This is a genomic window from Virgibacillus sp. SK37, from assembly GCF_000725285.1.
Lineage (GTDB): Bacteria > Bacillota > Bacilli > Bacillales > Amphibacillaceae > Virgibacillus_Q.
The window spans coordinates 2082932-2100326 of sequence record NZ_CP007161.1 but is presented as its reverse complement, the minus strand read 5'-3'; the positions used below and the strand labels follow the sequence as shown (position 1 = coordinate 2100326).

Below are 17395 nucleotides of genomic sequence, written 5' to 3'. Positions count from 1 at the left end.
GCATGAAAATTATACAAATGCCAGATGCCTTAGCCAACAAAATAGCTGCTGGGGAAGTAGTAGAACGCCCTGCATCTGTTGTAAAAGAATTAGTAGAAAATAGCATTGATGCAAACAGTACATGGATAAAAGTTGAACTTATGGAAGCTGGTCTCCAGCATATTAAAATCACCGATGATGGGGAAGGGATGGCGGAGGACGATTGTGAACATGCATTCCTGCGCCATGCCACGAGTAAAATAAAAAACGAAACAGATTTATTTCATGTAAAAACATTGGGGTTTCGTGGAGAAGCATTAGCAAGTATTGCATCAGTAAGCCGACTAACTATAAAAACCTCGCAAGGTTATCATGCTGGCACTGTATTGGAATTAGAAGGCGGGAAAATGGTTGAAAGAAGAAAAGGAGATGCACGCCGTGGTACGGAGATTACAGTAGATGATTTATTTTTTAATACTCCTGCTCGATTAAAGTATATGAAAACTATTCATACAGAACTGGGACATATAACTGATTTGTTAAATCGACTTGCATTGTCACATCCGCAAATCAGGTTTGAAGCTACTCACAATGGAAAAGGATTATTTAAAACTCCTGGCACAGGCGATGTTTTGCAAGTCATATCACAAGTATATGGTATGGGAGTTGCCCGAAAAATGCTGCCAATCAAGAAGGAGACTTTGGATTTTTCCATTCAAGGTTATATAGCAAAACCTGAAATTACGAGGGCTTCCAGAAATTATGTATCTACCATCATCAATGGCAGGTATATAAAAAGTATTCCTTTAACACAGGCAATTATCCGTGCATACCACACCTTGCTACCGATTGGCAGGTCTCCCATTGTAGTCTTAGATATAAAAATGGATCCTATATTAGTAGATGTAAATGTTCATCCAACAAAGCTTGAAGTACGGTTCAGTAAAGAAAAAGAACTATTTTCAGCAATCGAAGATACAATTAGAAACAAATTTCGGGAAATTACCCTCATACCAGAAATGCAACAGAAAGCGGTAAGGAAAGAGGTAACCCATCAAAATACGATGGATTTTGGTGATAGTTCAACACAAGAAGTAAGATATCCTACGTATGAAGAGACTATACGAGAACAAAGCTACCAGGAAGCCGAAGAACCTTCTCATAAAGAGAGCGAAGAAGTAAATACGCATCATTCTAATGATTTTGTAGATGATTATTATATCCCCTCTCCTCAAGCTGATATGAAAGAGGAGAAGTCAATTTTAAATGAAAAGCAGACTGCTTCTCATACCCAACGGGTTCCAATTATGTATCCCATTGGCCAGTTACAGGGCACGTATATTCTAGCTCAAAACGAGAATGGGTTATATATGATTGATCAACATGCTGCCCAAGAAAGAATTAAATATGAATTTTTCAAGAAAAAGCTTGGAACAACAACCAATGAGTCGCAAGAATTGTTAATTCCTCTAACTTTTGAATTTTCCAAGCAAGAATCTCTGTTTATTGATACTTATAAAGAGGAATTAGAAAAGGTTGGTTTGTTTTTTGAGCCTTTTGGTCATCAAACATATGTGATTCGTTCACACCCTAATTGGTTTCCTAATGGTTTTGAAGAAGAGGTTATTCGTGAGATGATCGACCAAATTATGAATGAAGAAAGAGTAAATATTGAAATTATAAGGGAAGAAGCTGCTATTTTAATGTCCTGTAAAAGATCCATTAAAGCTAACCATTACTTGAACCATGATGATATGTTTCGTCTGTTAGAAGATCTACGCAAAACAACAGACCCATTCACCTGCCCACATGGCAGACCGATAATCGTTCATTTTTCTTCCTATGAATTAGAGAAAATGTTTAAACGTGTAATGTAAGTGCTGTATAAAAATAACACACCAAGTTAATAATGAGAATAAAAAGCTCAGAGGTGTAAAAATGGAAAATCAGAGGTTAATAAACTTCCTAAATCAGTTATTATCAAATTACTTTGTAATGTATGTTAAGTTACACCGATATCATTGGTTTGTCCAAGGGAGACATTTTTTTCAGCTTCATGAAAAATTTGAAGCGTTGTATGAGATGTTTGCCAGTGAACTTGATGAAATTGCAGAAAGAATTTTAATGATCGAAGGGAAACCTTTGGCAACAATGACCAAGTATTTAAAAGAGTCTACATTAGAAGAAGCAAATGCAGATGATAAAGAAAGTGAAATAGTATCTCAACTAATAAAAGATTTCCAACAAATCATCTCAGAAATTCGGGATGAGGGACTTGTTTTAGCTGATAAGCATAAGGATCATCCTACGGAAGATTTACTTATTTCTTTACAGACAAAACTGGAAAAAAACCTATGGATGTTCCGAGCTTATCAGGCTTATGAGTAAATAATCAGTATGTAGGGGAAGAGGTATGAAAAAAACAGTAATTGCAATTGTCGGTCCAACGGCAGTAGGCAAAACAAAATTAAGTATTGAGATAGCAAAGCGATTTGACGCTGAAATTATCAGCGGAGATTCCATGCAGGTATATAGAGGGATGGATATTGGAACTGCAAAAATTGAGGAGCGGGAAATGGAAGCAATCCCCCATCATTTAATAGATATAAAAGAGCCTAATGAAGCATACTCTGCTGCGGATTTTAAAAACCATGTGCAAGCATGTATTGAATCGATAGGTGCCATAGGGAAGCTCCCAATTATTGTAGGGGGAAGTGGCCTATATATACAGGCCGCTTTATTTGACTACAATTTTTCTCCAGCAAGACGTGATGAGCGAATTACGAAGCGATTGGAAAACGAAAGAGCAGAATTAGGAATTAAACACCTGTATGATCGATTGCGTGCAATTGACCCAGAACAAGCTGAAAAAATCCATCCAAATAATTACCGCAGAGTAATTCGAGCATTAGAAATCTATGAAATAACAGGATTGAAAATGTCTCAGCTTCAAAAAGAGCAAACGGTAGAATCTCCTTACAACGTTATTTTTATCGGCTTGGAAATGGAGAGAGAGCTATTATATAATCGGATTAACCAACGAGTAGACAAAATGATTAATGACGGACTGGTTGAAGAAGTGAGGTCGTTATATGAAAAGGGTTATGAAGCATGTGGTTCTATGAAGGCGATTGGTTACAAAGAAATGATTCCCTATATTCAAGGAAAGCAGCCATTTGAAGAAGCAGTTGAAAATTTAAAGCGAAATTCAAGAAGGTACGCAAAACGACAATATACTTGGTTTCGCAATAAGATGAATATAAGATGGTATTCGATTAATCCAAATACATATCATGAAGTTTTTACAAAGATTTTAGATGATCTAGCAGGATTATTGGAAGACAAATAGAAATAGTTATATATAGATAGAAATGAGGAGGAAACATAATGGCTCAAAATGTTAATATTCAAGACCAATACCTGAATCAACTAAGAAAAAATCGCATTGCAGTAACTGTTTTCTTAACAAATGGATTCCAATTAAGAGGGACATTAAAAGCATTTGATAATTTCACAGTTTTACTTGAGACAGAAGGAAAGCAACAATTAATTTTCAAACATGCAATATCCACTTTCGCTCCAGTTAAAAATGTATCTTTAGAAACTGAATAGATTTTGCAACGGGTGCTGAACAGCACCCGTTTTTAGGTTCTAATATATATGTTGGGGTTATTCAATGATTCGGAAAATAGATAAACTACGAAGTAACTTGATAGTACTCTAAGCGACCGTTTCGGAAAAAACACTTCGCTTTCCGTGGGCAACGCTTCAGCTTCCTCGGAAGAAAAAAATCACTTCCTGCGGGATCTTCAACTGTTGCTTTTCCCATAGGAGTCTTCGTGTTTTTCCTACACTGGTAAAGTGGTTAGATATTAACCCGCTATTTATGGTTTAAAGCAGATACAAATTGATTGGAGCGGAAGGGGGCGACTCCTGCCGGAATAGCATGAGCTGAAGACCCTGCACGGAGCGTAGCGGAGGAAGCGGCTGAAGCCATGCCGGCGGAAAGCGTCCCCCTGCAGTGGAAATCAATGGGTCTATTCACCTCCTTAAAATGAAATAAACTACTACAAAATTACTTCGGAGTTTCCTCCAACTATGAATGAACAAAATACATTTGTATCCCAACATTTGCAGTAGTACCCGTTTTTATAAATTTGTAATAAGTTATCTTAAGAAGTATTGAATTGAACAGTTTAAGAAGCGCGCTCTCTTTTTAAACATCTATGTACAAAAGTAAATTTTTTCAGCAACTCTTGTGGTGTATGCATTTCCGGGACTCCTGGTTATATTAAACACACCCCATCAAAATACGCTTAAATATATATAGGCGAATGTCACACCATATCGGTTAGGTGCGTATACTGAATTGACTGAGAGGTGATGGTATGGAAACACAATTAATCAGGAACAAGAAAGGTCAAATTAATATTGTATTAAAAGAACAAAAAAACGAAGAGCGACAATCCCAAAAATCAATTTCTTCCTTTGAGAACAATCCATTTACACATATAGATCAAGAATTTTCTTCGATTATCGGCTTACAAGATTTGAAAAAAACAATAAAAGAAATTTATGCTACGGTAGTGATTAATCAGAAAAGAAATGAATTAGGATTAAAGAACTCTAAGCAAGTTCTCCATATGTTATTTAAAGGAAATCCTGGGACAGGAAAAACTACTGTTGCAAGGAAGTTAGCAAAGTTATATTTTGAAATGAATTTATTATCAAAGGGTCACTTTATTGAAGCTGAAAGAGCCGATCTTGTTGGTGAATATATTGGTCAAACCGCTCAAAAAACCCGTACTATTATTCAAAAGGCAATGGGAGGAATTCTGTTTATAGATGAAGCATACTCACTGGCACGAGGTGGAGATAAGGATTTTGGAAAAGAAGCCATTGATACGCTTGTGAAGCATATGGAAGATCATCATAATGATTTTGTATTAATCTTAGCAGGCTATCCGTATGAAATGGAAAGATTTCTTACGTTAAATCCAGGCTTGCAGTCCAGGTTCCCATTTATATTGGATTTTGAGGATTACGAAATAAGTCAATTAATGAAAATAGCAAGGCAAATGGCTGCAGAACGCGAATATCGTCTAACAAAAGAAGCAGAACAGGAATTGAGAATGCATTTATTTAAAAAAACCCAAGAAAAAGGCCGTAATTTCTCCAATGCACGCTATGTACGAAATGTTATTGAAAATGCAATAAGACTTCATGCAGTTCGTCTCTTAAAAAGGAATAACCTAACTACAGACGACTTGATTACATTAACAGAAAAAGATCTGCTGATGGATAATTGATAGCGCAATATTTGGTTATCATATGCTCCGTTTGGTATGATAATAATATGTATGAAATACGTTAAGGGCTGATAGAAAGAGGTTTAAATATGACAGCAGAAAAAATACTAGTTATTGCAGTTATGCGACCAAGACAAAATGAAGAAAGATTCCAATCTTCTTTAAAAGAACTCATTTCTTTAAGTCACACTGCCGGCGGAGCGGTTGAGAAAGTAATGGTACAGAAACGAGATCGGATTCATCCAGCTAATTACATTGGGACTGGAAAAATGGAAGAAATAAAACAGGAAATTGAGGAATTAGATATCGAGCTGGTTATCTCAAATGATGAGCTTTCTTCAGGGCAACTGCGTAATTTAGGAAATGAATTCGGTGTACGCATTATCGACAGAAGTCAATTGATCCTTGATATATTCGCTCAAAGGGCTAGAACCAAAGAGGGAAAACTTCAAGTTGAACTTGCTCAGTTGGAATATATGCTACCAAGACTCCGCGGGCAAGGTGTGAGCATGTCCAGATTAGGTGCGGGAATTGGTACGAGAGGTCCTGGTGAGACAAAGCTGGAGACAGACCAAAGACATATTAGACGTAGAATTTATGATATTAAAAGAAGACTATCCTCTGTAGCACAGCAAAGGGAGCAATATAGAAAGAGACGAAAAGCCAATGAAGTTTTTCAAATTGCCATTGTAGGTTATACAAATGCTGGAAAGTCAACTTTATTCAATCGTTTAACTGATAGTGAAAGTATGGTAGAAGATAAGCTTTTTGCTACTCTGGATCCATTAACTCGGCAAATTAAACTGCCATCCGGATTCCAGCCATTACTCACAGATACGGTAGGCTTTATTCAGGATTTACCTACATCATTAATTGCAGCATTTAAGTCCACGTTAGAGGAAGTGACTGAAGCGGATTTTCTTTTGCATGTTGTAGATGGTTCAAATCCTGATCTTGAACAACATCAGCATACTGTACGTAAATTATTGGAAGAATTACATGCAGATACAATCCCTATGTTAAATATTTATAATAAAAAAGATTTAATGGAAAAAGAGTTTATACCTTCAAACCATCCTTATTTCATTATGAGCGCCTATGGAGATGAGGATTTAAGCAGATTGGAAACCAAAATCGAAGAAACCTTAATAAAAGAATGGAAGTATTATTCCCTGGAATTACGACCGGATGAAGGAAAAATAATGAACAGACTTGAGTTGGAGTCAATTGTTACGGAAAAATACTTTAATGAAGAAAAAAATCAATATACAGTAAAAGGCTATATGCGGAAAGATCACGCTTTAGAGAGCCTGTTAGAGGAGTAAAAACAACCAATGTTAGAACAATTAGTAGAAAAAGCAGAAAAAGATTGCAAGCATATTCATAATAAAATTAATAAAACTGTAGCGATAAATCAGAAACGAGTGCTAGATGCGTTTAAGAGAAATCGTGTGAGTGACAGTCATTTTAATTCGACGAGCGGGTATGGCTATGATGACATGGGAAGAGAAGTCTTAGAGAAAGTTTATGCAGATGTATTTGGGGGAGAGGATGCCCTTGTCAGACCCCAGTTGGTATCAGGTACTCATGCTATTTCCACCACTCTATTTGGATTGTTAAGACCAGGCGATGAACTTATTTATATAACCGGAAAACCTTATGATACGTTAGAGGAAGTTATTGGTAAGCGCGGTAAACCTGCTACCGGCTCGTTAAAAGACTTTCAAGTTTCCTACAAAGAAGTCAATTTAAATTTAAATGGGTCCGTTAATTATCCTTCTATCCAAGAAAATATAAGCAGCAAAACGAAAGTAATTGGTATTCAAAGATCAAAAGGGTATGATGACCGGCCTTCGTTCACAGTAGAAGAAATAGGAGAAATGGTTAAATTCATTAAAGATTTAAATGAAGATATTATCATTTTTGTAGATAATTGCTATGGTGAATTTGTCGAAGAAATAGAGCCATTACATGTCGGTGCAGATATTATGGCAGGATCATTAATTAAAAACCCTGGTGGAGGAATGGTCCGTGCTGGCGGTTATATCGTTGGGAAGGAAAAACTTGTTCTGCAATGTGCCAACAGGTTAACAGCACCAGGTCTTGGTAAGGAAACTGGAGCAACGCTAAATACATTGCATGAAATGTACCAAGGATTCTTTTTAGCTCCACATGTTGTCGGAGAAGCTTTAAAAGGCGCAGTTTTCACTTCCAGATTGTTAGAATTAGCAGGCTATACAACATCTCCTCATTATCAAGCAGTTCGTACTGACTTAATTCAATCTGTAACGTTTCAAGAGGAAAAGGAAATGGTAGCTTTTTGTCAGGCTATTCAAGAAAATTCTCCTGTTAACTCATTTGTTAAACCATATCCTAGTGAGATGCCCGGATATGAGGATCAGGTTATTATGGCAGCCGGGACGTTTATTCAGGGTTCGAGTATTGAATTGTCAGCAGATGGACCATTGCGGTCTCCGTACATTGTTTTTGTTCAGGGTGGTTTAACCTATGCGCATGTAAAGATAGCTATTACTCAATCGGTAAAAGAACTTCAAAGAAAAGGTTTTTTAACTTTATAAAAGGGAAAAGGAAGAGAGGAAGCTATCTCTTCCTTTTTATTTATTCTATAATGTTAGGAAACCTAACATCAATTTGACAGTTAAGCTGACATAAATTATAATAAGTTACATAATTACATAAGGGGGTTATGTGTTGAATGATAAAGAGAGACGATCCATGCCCTTATTCTCTATTGGGATAGTTATTAAACTAACGGAATTAACAGCAAGACAGATAAGATATTACGAAGAAAACAGTCTAATTCATCCCGAAAGAACTACAGGTAATCAAAGATTATTCTCATTTAATGATGTGGATAAGTTACTAGAAATTAAATCACTACTTGATCGTGGTTTAAATATTGCTGGTATTAAACTATTACTTGAAGAAGTAAGTGATGAGCCAAAAACACAAGGTAAAACCGAGCTTTCTGATAAGGAACTACGAAGTATTTTACGAAATGAGTTAAATGAGGCAGGAAGATATGGGAAAGCGAGCTTGAGACAAGGAGAATTATCAAGGTTTTTTAGGAATTAGGAAAAAGAGAGTTATCCTCTCTTTATATAAATCCAACTCAAATCAGGAGGAGAAATGATGGGAAAACGAATTACCAAAGAGGAAATATTAAGGCAAATCGAGGAAGAGAACGTACGATTTATTCGTCTGCAATTTACAGATATGCTGGGAATTATCAAGAATGTGGAAATTCCACTAAGTCAACTTAAAAAAGCACTAGATAATAAGATGATGTTTGACGGGTCTTCCATCGAAGGTTTTGTTCGGATTGAGGAATCAGATATGTATTTATATCCAGATCTTGATTCGTTTGTGGTATTTCCATGGACATCAGATAAAGGTAAAGTAGCCCGCTTTATTTGTGATATTTACAATCCGGATGGAACTCCATTTGAAGGATGTCCTCGCTATAACCTTAAGCGTAATTTGAAGAAAATGGAAGAGCTAGGCTTTGATGCTTTTAATATCGGTACAGAACCGGAATTCTTTTTATTTAAATTAGATGAAAAAGGCGATCCTTCTCTGGAACTGAATGATCGCGGAGGCTATTTTGATCTTGCTCCAACTGATTTAGGGGAAAATTGCCGTAGAGACATTGTTCTTGAATTAGAAGAAATGGGCTTTGAAATTGAAGCATCTCATCATGAGGGCGCACCAGGCCAACACGAAATTGACTTTAAATATGCGGATGCAGTTAAACATGCTGATGATATTCAAACATTTAAACTAGTAGTAAAAACAATTGCCAGAAAACATAATCTTCATGCTACTTTTATGCCAAAACCTTTGTTTGGTGTAAATGGTTCTGGAATGCATGTAAACATGTCGCTGTTTAAAAATGGGAAAAATATGTTTTTTGATAAGCAGGGTGACATGCAACTAAGTGATGTAGCATTTCAATTTACGGCTGGTATTATGAAGCACGCAACAAACTTCACAGCAGTAACTAATCCAACAGTGAACTCATATAAGAGACTTGTTCCTGGATATGAAGCTCCATCCTATGTAGCTTGGTCCGCAGCAAACAGAAGTCCTTTGGTACGTATTCCATACTCCAGAGGTCTCAGTACACGGATTGAAGTACGTAGTGTGGACCCGGCAGCCAACCCATACATGGCTATGGCAGTATTATTAGCAGCTGGGCTTGATGGTGTTGAAAATAAACTAACCCCGCCAGCTGCTGTTGACCGAAATATTTATGTAATGACTAGAGCGGAACGAGAAGAGAACGGAATTAAGGATTTACCTTCTACACTAATGGGTGCTTTGAGAGAATTAGAGCAGGATGAGGTTATTGTTAAAGCGCTTGGAGATCATTTATATGAACATTTCCTGGAAGCAAAAGAAATTGAATGGGATATGTTCCGCACGACGGTACATCCTTGGGAAAGAGAACAATATTTAAGTACGTACTAAGAAAGCAAATTGACTTGAAATCTAAAAAACTGCCATTATGGCAGTTTTTTTAATGTAATAAAGTATAAAATTTTGGCTCTGCATAGGAGTCTTGTATAGCACTTGCGTCCGAGAAAGGGCGATTTAGCTTGTTAAATTCAAATTGTTGATGCTGTTTTTAATGGATATTGCGATACAATCCAATAACTTTTCCTAGTATACTTACATTTTTGTACAATAATGGTTCCATAGTTGCGTTTTCGGGTTGTAACCGTATATGATCGCGTTCTTTAAAAAAGCGTTTAACTGTTGCTTCGTTTTCTTCTGTCATAGCAACCACAATATCACTGTTCTGGGCAGTGTTTTGCTGTTTTACTATGACCATGTCTCCATCAAGGATTCCAGCCTCAATCATACTCTCTCCTTCAATTACCAAAACAAATAGTTGATCATCCGGGCTAGCTGTATTACTTGGAAGTGGCACAAATTCCTCAATGTTTTCTACTGCTGTAATAGGAAGTCCGGCAGTTACTTTACCAATAACAGGAGCATAGATCGCTTCCTCCCTTGGAATGCTATCTTCCCCTGTAATATCAAGTATTTCAATCGCTCTGGGTTTCGTAGGATCTCTGCGAATAAACCCTTTGCTTTCCAGTCTGGCAAGATGCCCATGCACTGTTGAGCTCGAAGCAAGCCCAACAGCAACCGCTATTTCCCTAACTGATGGTGGATAACCCTTTTTAGTAACTTCTTCTTTTATAAAGTCTAAAATCATTTGCTGTCTATTAGAAAGTTTTGTCATCTATCAAACACCTCGCACATATAGTTTAATTAGTATTAGTTTATCATTGGGAGATAGAAAAAGCAAACGTTCGTTCGAGAAAAAGCTTGACAAGATCATATGTTCGTGTAATACTTTTGTTAGATGAACGAACAGAAGTTCTAATTTTGCAGGAGGTGGATTTTACTATGTTTGGAAAATTAACAAAAACAGACGTATTCTATCTGGTGGCATTTGCATTAACATTAGGATTTTTGTATTATGCTATGGTTACAAGTTGAAGAATATAAGAGTAAAAGGCAGGAGAAGTTTAGTGTATGAATGCTATTATTTATTGTCGAGTCAGTACAGATAAATCAACACAGGAAACCTCTTTAAGTAGGCAGAAGGAAGAATTGCAAAGTCTAGCAAGACAAAATGGATTTTCAATTATTGCATGTATAGAAGAACAAATAAGCGGCTATGAGATTAATAGAGATGGTATCTATGAAATGCTTGATTATTTTACTTCCAATAGAGCGGATTGTCTACTTATTCAGGATGAAACAAGGCTTGGGCGGGGGAATACAAAAATTGCTTTATTTCATCATTTGAAAAAGCTCGACATACCGATTTTTACAGCTATACATGAAGGTGAACTGGAGTTGTCAGAATCAGACTCTATGGTCTTGCAAATTGTTGGCATAGTAGAAGAATATCAACGTATCATTCATAATACAAAGATAAAAAGAGGTATGAAGAAGGCCATTAAAAAAGGCTATAGGCCTCAGAACAACTTATCAGGACAAAACAAAGCTCCTGGAAGAGATAGAATTTCCTTTCCTATAGAAGAAGTAATCAGGTTAAGAGAAAAAAACCTTACATTTGAAGAAATTGCTACAACCTTAAATGGTTTAGGCTATTCTGTTTCAAAAGCGACCGTACATCGAAGGTATAAGGAGTTTCATAACACTTGAATATAAGTATTATGGAGCGTAATATAGAAAGACAGGAACGATCGTTCCTGTCTTTTTATATTGGCATTCACTCGGGTAGGAGGTTTAATTATAATGTTATCCAAAGATAAGTTGGAACGAATCAATCAGTTAGCTAAAAAATCAAAGCAAGAGGGCTTATCGAATGAGGAGAAAATAGAACAAAAGAAGTTGCGGGAAGAATATTTGAAAAATGTCCGCAGTTCTTTTAAAAACCAGTTTAAATCTATGACTGTTATGGATCCGGAAGGTAATGACGTTACCCCTCAAAAAGTGAGAGATTTACAAGAGAGAAACAAAAAGCATTAATTAAATGATCGTTAAATTAATTAATAATTTCCGGAGGTTTGTTCAAACTATCACAAGAAACGTTTTTTGTATCCTATAATACTTGTTACTAATGTTCTTTCGTTATAGAATAAAGTAGGATATTAAAGTTGTATTTACGAGAGGAGCTTATTATATGCCAAACAATATTGAAGAACAATCAGTGAATACCATTCGAACTTTATCCATTGACGCTATCGAAAACGCAAATTCTGGTCACCCTGGTCTCCCAATGGGGGCTGCTCCGATGGCTTACACATTATGGACTGATTTTATGACACATAATCCGAGCAATTCAAAGTGGTTTAATAGAGACCGCTTCGTATTATCGGCGGGTCATGGATCTATGTTGCTATATAGCTTGCTGCATTTATCAGGATATAATGTGACAATTGATGATTTAAAGCAATTCAGACAATGGGATTCTAAGACTCCTGGTCACCCAGAAGTAAACCACACGGACGGAGTGGAGGCAACTACCGGCCCTTTGGGACAAGGTATTGCTATGTCTGTTGGTATGGCAATGGCTGAAGCTCATTTAGCAGCCAAATTTAATAAGGATGATATTGCCGTTGTTGATCATTATACGTATGCTCTAGTAAGTGACGGAGATTTAATGGAAGGCATATCACATGAAGCTGCATCTCTAGCAGGTCATCTTGGTCTTGGAAAACTAATTGCATTGTATGATTCTAATGATATTTCTCTAGATGGAGAATTAAACCGTTCATTCTCTGATAATACAGAGCAACGTTTTCAGGCCTATGGTTGGCAAGTGATTCGTGTAGAAGATGGGAATGACCTCAATGAGTTAAGGGCTGCGATTAGAAAAGCACAAGAAAATACGGCACAGCCTACATTGATTGAGGTCAAAACAGTTATCGGCTATGGTTCACCTAATAAATCAGCATCAGCTGCTTCCCATGGTGCACCACTTGGTAAAGATGAAGTAAAACTAACAAAAGAATTTTATAAGTGGGGTCATGAAGATTTCCACGTACCAGAAGCCGTTTATTCAGATTTCAAAGAAAAAATTGCTGACAATGGCGCAGTTGCTGAAGAAAAATGGAATCAGCAATTAGAAGCATATAAAGAAAAATATCCAGAGTTAGCCAATGAATTTGAATTAGCATTGGATGGTAAGCTTCCGGTAGATTGGGAAAAGGAACTACCTGTATTTGAACCTGAAAAAGATACGTTGGCTACAAGAGCTTCATCTGGTAAAGTGCTCAATGCCATAGCTAAAGCTGTACCGAACTTCTTTGGGGGTAGTGCGGATCTGGCAGGATCTAATAAAACATCCATTAATGATGAAGATGATTTCACACGTAATAACTACGCCGGACGGAATGTATGGTTTGGTGTCAGGGAGCACGCAATGGGTGCAGCATTAAATGGAATGGCTTTACATGGTGGTTTAAACGTGTATGCGGGAACTTTCTTTGTCTTTAGTGATTACTTAAGACCTGCTGTAAGATTATCATCCATTATGAATGTCCCAGTAACTTATGTTTTCACACATGACTCCATTGCTGTTGGAGAAGATGGGCCGACACATGAACCTGTAGAACATTTAGCTGCTTTACGTGCTATGCCTGGTTTATCGTTGATTCGCCCTGCAGATGGAAATGAAACTCAGGCCGCTTGGAGACTTGCTCTGGAGTCTACAGATACTCCTACAGCATTAGTTCTTACAAGACAAAATTTACCAACATTAGAAGGTACAAAGGAACATGCCTATGAAGGTGTCAAAAGAGGGGCATATATTGTAAGTAAGGCCGAGAAGGATATTCCTGATGCGCTATTGCTTGCAACAGGTTCTGAGGTACAATTGGCAGTGGCAGCTCAGAAAGAATTGGCTTCGAAAGGGATTGACGTGCAGGTTGTCAGCATGCCTTCTTGGGATCGTTTTAATGCACAAGAGGAGGCATATAAGAATAAAATTCTTCCTCCACAAGTGAAAAAACGTGTTGCCATAGAAATGGCAGCTTCCTTCGGTTGGGAACGATATGCTGGTAGTGAAGGAAAGATTATTGCTATCGACAAATTCGGAGCTTCAGCCAACGGAGATAAAGTGATAGAAGAATATGGATTTACTGTTGAAAATGTAGTAAACCATGTAAAATCTTTCATATAAAATTAAATCCCTATGTAAAAAAAGATGACCCTAGTTAATACGGGTCATCTTTTTATTTTTCGATTCTAATATATATGTTGGGGTTATTCAATAATTCGGAAAATACACTTCTCTCTTGTGCTCGAAGGTGTGAAAGCAATCAACTTGTAGCAGGGTTATGGGACTAAACACCCCTAGCAGATCATCTATCGCCATTGATTTCCATTGCAGATGAACGCTTTCACACCTCCAGGTACAAGCGCGACATCTGTTCGATACCTCACAGTGTCTTCTTTGCCGCCCGGCATGGCTTCAGCCGCTTCCTCCGCTACGCTCCGTTTAGTGTCTTCAGCTCATGCTATTCGAAGCCACTGAAAAAGTCATTCTCTACTAAAATAGAAGTTTTTCAAAAAACGCTATCCCAAAATTTCGTTGTTTAATTTGCCTAGATGGAGAGTCAATACCAGTTTACTCCACTCATAGACTAAAAAGTGGTGATGTAATTTTTTGGAACTAGCCTTCTCAAGAATTTACCGGACTTTTTCAGTGGCCTCATGCGTTAGCATGAGGAGGCTCATCAGCCGCCCCTGATAAGCGCAGTATTTTTCCGTAGCGTTGTTATTTAGCCAATTTTAGGGATGTAATCTAGAAAGTACAGTCCTACCAAGTTAGTTCGGAGTTTACCCCAACTATGAAATAACTAAATACCTATGTACCCCAACATTTGCAGTAGAACCTATTTTTTCTGATGGTTAATAGAACCTTCATACTCTAAAAATATTTATGTAGCCGTTAAAAATCTATGAAAACATGAAAATCGAACTAATATTCTTTTCATCGACAAAACAAGTGTGATTTTGCGTGATAATGTGACATTATTCTGAAATTTAATGCGTATAATAGAATATATAAAAGGAGGAGATAAAATGGATGCATATTCTATCTACTGGATAAAAGAAGAGGTTGCAGCACATTATTTCCACAAAAGTAATTTATTATATCATTTTTTTAAAGATTATAGAAATGACCTCTCAAACGACATATTAAAAAAACAATTTAATTATATTACTCGTTCTTTTCCTGAATCACGATTAATTTCACATATAAAAAACTACTATAATAACGCTTTTATGTTACAATTTAATGGCTCACAATTAATCATTCATCAAAAAAAGACCTATATTTCTTTACATATGGATGAAAAACAATTAAAATTTCGTTGTAATTCTTTGCAGGATGCAGAAGAAATATTATTTCCTATGCTACGGAGTTTTCATAGCAATTTGTTTATCACAGGTAGAAATGTGAATAACTTTGGATGGATTTCTCCTATAATTACTAGTAATCATGGAAATCAGAGTGAACAAGTATTGTATTCCTTTCTTTGATTTACTATACTGTATAAGAGACAACACGAAGGAGGAAAGCTTGACATGAGCACTATTTGGGTCGTATTAATCGCTATTGCAGCATTAATTGTTGGTGTTGCTCTTGGATTTTTCATTGCTAGAAAATATATGATGAGCTATTTAAAAAAGAATCCACCTATTAATGAGCAAATGCTTCGTACGTTAATGATGCAGATGGGGCAAAAACCATCACAAAAGAAAATCAATCAAATGATGCGTGCTATGAATAACCAAACAGGAAAATAAAGCACTAATTCTCTTATCCATGGTCCAAGCCCCTTGCTATGAATAGCAAGGGGTGTTTGTATTTCATTAAATATTACGAAGAATTTTCGGTTATTTGTCAAAAACGATTTATAATTTGGTTTATTTATTTGATAGACTGTAATTAAGGATTTCTAGGAGGTATACTATGTCAGAGATAAATATATTTTTAGCGTTTGGTGCAGGTTTTTTATCTTTTATTTCACCGTGCGTGTTGCCTTTATATCCTGCATTTCTTTCTTACATAACAGGAATGAGTGTTAGCGAAATAAAAGAAGAGAATAAAAGGTTAAATAAAAAAGCCATTCTTCATACTATTTTCTTTTTAGTTGGTTTTTCCAGTGTATTTATTATGATGGGTTTTCTTAGTTCTTTCGTTTCTGACTTTTTACTTACCTATAAGAATATCATCCGACAAGTGGGAGCTATCCTGATTATTTTTTTTGGCTTAGTAATTGTTGGTATTTTAAATTTTGAATTTTTAATGAAAGATAGAAAAATCACATTCAAAAATAGGCCAGCTGGTTTTGTTGGGTCTTTCTTAATAGGTATGGCATTCTCTCTTGGTTGGACACCTTGTACCGGCCCGATTTTAGCAATTGTACTATCTTTAGCTGCTACAAATCCAGATACAGGTATGATTATGATGATCAGTTACATTCTCGGTTTTTCTATACCTTTTTTACTACTTGCCTTTTTTATCGGCAAATTAAACTGGTTTAAAAAACATAGTATGAAGCTTGTGAAAATCGGTGGTTATGTCATGATATTCATGGGAATTGCACTATTTTTTAATTGGATGAATAAATTAACTTCATTTTTGGCCGGATGGTTTGGTTTCTATGGTTTTTAATGGATTTTATTATTGTCCTATATTACTATAGGAAGAAGATATAGCATAAAGGAGCACGCTTACATGTATAAACCGAATGATCTTGTTCTACGTACAACAACATCTTTAATCGCATTTATCTTACTTGGATTTGCCATTTATTTATTGCTGGCGGGACATAACTCTCCAGGGGGAGGGTTTGTTGGCGGTTTGCTGACATCAGGAGCAATCCTTCTCATGTATATGGCTTATGGAATGGAAGTAGTGAAAAAAATCATTCCGATCAATTTCACATTATTGATTCCTATTGGCTTAGCTTTTGCAGTCGGAACAGGTATAGGTTCATTTATTTTTAATGTGCCATTTTTATCCCAAACATTTGGGTACTTCCACCTGCCTATTTTTGGTGAAATTGAATTGGCAACCGCTATGATCTTTGATATTGGTGTATATTTCACTGTTGTTGGAGTAATGATGACCATTATTCTAACCATCGCCAATGATCAATAAAAGGGGGCTAGATAACAATGGGGCTAGTATTATTAGTAGATGATACTGCATTCATAAGAATGAATTTAGCTTCTATACTAACAAAGGCAGGTCACGAGGTTGTAGGTGAAGCTATGAATGGTTTGGAAGCAATTCAACAATATAAAAAGTTGAGGCCCGATCTTGTTATCATGGACATCACGATGCCGGTTATGAGCGGAATAGAAGCCCTGAAAGAAATAATAAGATTTGATTCTGATGCCCATATCATTATGTGTTCAGCCATGAATCAACAAAAAGTAGTAGTAGAAGCAATCGAATCCGGTGCAAAGGATTTTTTAGTTAAACCCTTTAATGAAAACTGTGTTCAAGAGACGTTAAATAGAGTTCTACATATTAATAATAAGAGTTTTTAATGCAATTAAGCCTCAAGAGAGAGTGATTT

The 17395-nt window shown here is 36.4% G+C and carries 18 protein-coding genes; 17 read left to right on the top strand and 1 reads right to left on the bottom strand.

What is annotated here, in order from left to right:
* Positions 1 to 2: 2 nt before the first annotated feature.
* The 9 genes from mutL to glnA all read left to right on the top strand — a co-directional run bounded on the left by mutL (position 3) and on the right by glnA (position 9779).
* The gene (mutL, locus tag X953_RS10875; RefSeq protein WP_040955594.1) at positions 3 to 1856 is read left to right on the top strand and encodes a DNA mismatch repair endonuclease MutL; all 1854 of its coding nucleotides are present in this window, start codon (positions 3 to 5) and stop codon (positions 1854 to 1856) included.
* Positions 1857 to 1917: 61 nt separating this feature from the next.
* The gene (locus X953_RS10870; RefSeq protein ID WP_040955593.1) at positions 1918 to 2367 is read left to right on the top strand and encodes a Dps family protein; all 450 of its coding nucleotides are present in this window, start codon (positions 1918 to 1920) and stop codon (positions 2365 to 2367) included.
* 25 nt (positions 2368 to 2392) lie between these two features.
* Positions 2393 to 3328 (top strand): tRNA (adenosine(37)-N6)-dimethylallyltransferase MiaA, encoded by a 936-nt coding sequence (gene miaA / locus X953_RS10865; RefSeq protein ID WP_040955592.1) that lies wholly within the window; start codon positions 2393 to 2395, stop codon positions 3326 to 3328.
* 38 nt (positions 3329 to 3366) lie between these two features.
* A complete protein-coding gene (gene hfq, locus X953_RS10860; RefSeq protein WP_040955591.1) occupies positions 3367 to 3591 on the top strand; it encodes an RNA chaperone Hfq in 225 nt (74 codons plus the stop codon).
* A gap of 776 nt (positions 3592 to 4367) precedes the next feature.
* A complete protein-coding gene (gene spoVK / locus X953_RS10855) occupies positions 4368 to 5288 on the top strand; it encodes a stage V sporulation protein K (protein ID WP_040955590.1) in 921 nt (306 codons plus the stop codon).
* Between the two features lie 89 nt (positions 5289 to 5377).
* Entirely contained in the window at positions 5378 to 6613 is a 1236-nt protein-coding gene (hflX, locus tag X953_RS10850) for a GTPase HflX (RefSeq protein WP_040955589.1), read from the top strand.
* Positions 6614 to 6622: 9 nt separating this feature from the next.
* Positions 6623 to 7867, top strand: coding sequence for a methionine gamma-lyase family protein (locus X953_RS10845; RefSeq protein ID WP_040955588.1), 1245 nt, complete (start codon positions 6623 to 6625; stop codon positions 7865 to 7867).
* A 133-nt stretch (positions 7868 to 8000) separates the two neighbouring features.
* Entirely contained in the window at positions 8001 to 8384 is a 384-nt protein-coding gene (locus X953_RS10840; RefSeq protein WP_040955587.1) for a MerR family transcriptional regulator, read from the top strand.
* 57 nt (positions 8385 to 8441) lie between these two features.
* The gene (gene glnA, locus X953_RS10835; RefSeq protein ID WP_040955586.1) at positions 8442 to 9779 is read left to right on the top strand and encodes a type I glutamate--ammonia ligase; all 1338 of its coding nucleotides are present in this window, start codon (positions 8442 to 8444) and stop codon (positions 9777 to 9779) included.
* A gap of 157 nt (positions 9780 to 9936) precedes the next feature.
* Here glnA and lexA read toward each other — a convergent pair whose 3' ends face one another.
* Positions 9937 to 10560 carry a transcriptional repressor LexA gene (lexA, locus tag X953_RS10830; RefSeq protein ID WP_040955585.1) on the bottom strand — a complete coding sequence of 208 codons (624 nt, stop codon included), beginning with the start codon at positions 10558 to 10560 and terminating at the stop codon, positions 9937 to 9939.
* Between the two features lie 296 nt (positions 10561 to 10856).
* On the opposite strand from lexA, the gene X953_RS10825 reads away from it, so the two are divergent.
* The 8 genes from X953_RS10825 (at position 10857) to X953_RS10790 (ending at position 17366) form a co-directional block, all read left to right on the top strand.
* Complete coding sequence (locus tag X953_RS10825) at positions 10857 to 11495, top strand: recombinase family protein (RefSeq protein WP_040955584.1); 639 nt, start codon at positions 10857 to 10859, stop codon at positions 11493 to 11495.
* 93 nt (positions 11496 to 11588) lie between these two features.
* Positions 11589 to 11822 carry a DUF896 domain-containing protein gene (locus X953_RS10820; protein WP_040955583.1) on the top strand — a complete coding sequence of 78 codons (234 nt, stop codon included), beginning with the start codon at positions 11589 to 11591 and terminating at the stop codon, positions 11820 to 11822.
* 154 nt (positions 11823 to 11976) lie between these two features.
* Positions 11977 to 13977: a transketolase gene (gene tkt, locus X953_RS10815; RefSeq protein WP_040955582.1), complete on the top strand. Its 2001-nt coding sequence runs from the start codon at positions 11977 to 11979 to the stop codon at positions 13975 to 13977.
* A 905-nt stretch (positions 13978 to 14882) separates the two neighbouring features.
* Complete coding sequence (sirA, locus tag X953_RS10810) at positions 14883 to 15344, top strand: sporulation inhibitor of replication protein SirA (protein ID WP_040955581.1); 462 nt, start codon at positions 14883 to 14885, stop codon at positions 15342 to 15344.
* Positions 15345 to 15389: 45 nt separating this feature from the next.
* Positions 15390 to 15611 (top strand): YneF family protein, encoded by a 222-nt coding sequence (locus tag X953_RS10805; protein ID WP_019378485.1) that lies wholly within the window; start codon positions 15390 to 15392, stop codon positions 15609 to 15611.
* Positions 15612 to 15777: 166 nt separating this feature from the next.
* A complete protein-coding gene (locus tag X953_RS10800) occupies positions 15778 to 16482 on the top strand; it encodes a cytochrome c biogenesis CcdA family protein (RefSeq protein ID WP_040955580.1) in 705 nt (234 codons plus the stop codon).
* A gap of 63 nt (positions 16483 to 16545) precedes the next feature.
* Positions 16546 to 16971, top strand: coding sequence for a Na(+)/H(+) antiporter subunit B (locus X953_RS10795; protein ID WP_040955579.1), 426 nt, complete (start codon positions 16546 to 16548; stop codon positions 16969 to 16971).
* 17 nt (positions 16972 to 16988) lie between these two features.
* The gene (locus X953_RS10790) at positions 16989 to 17366 is read left to right on the top strand and encodes a response regulator (RefSeq protein ID WP_040955578.1); all 378 of its coding nucleotides are present in this window, start codon (positions 16989 to 16991) and stop codon (positions 17364 to 17366) included.
* Positions 17367 to 17395 lie beyond the last annotated feature (29 nt).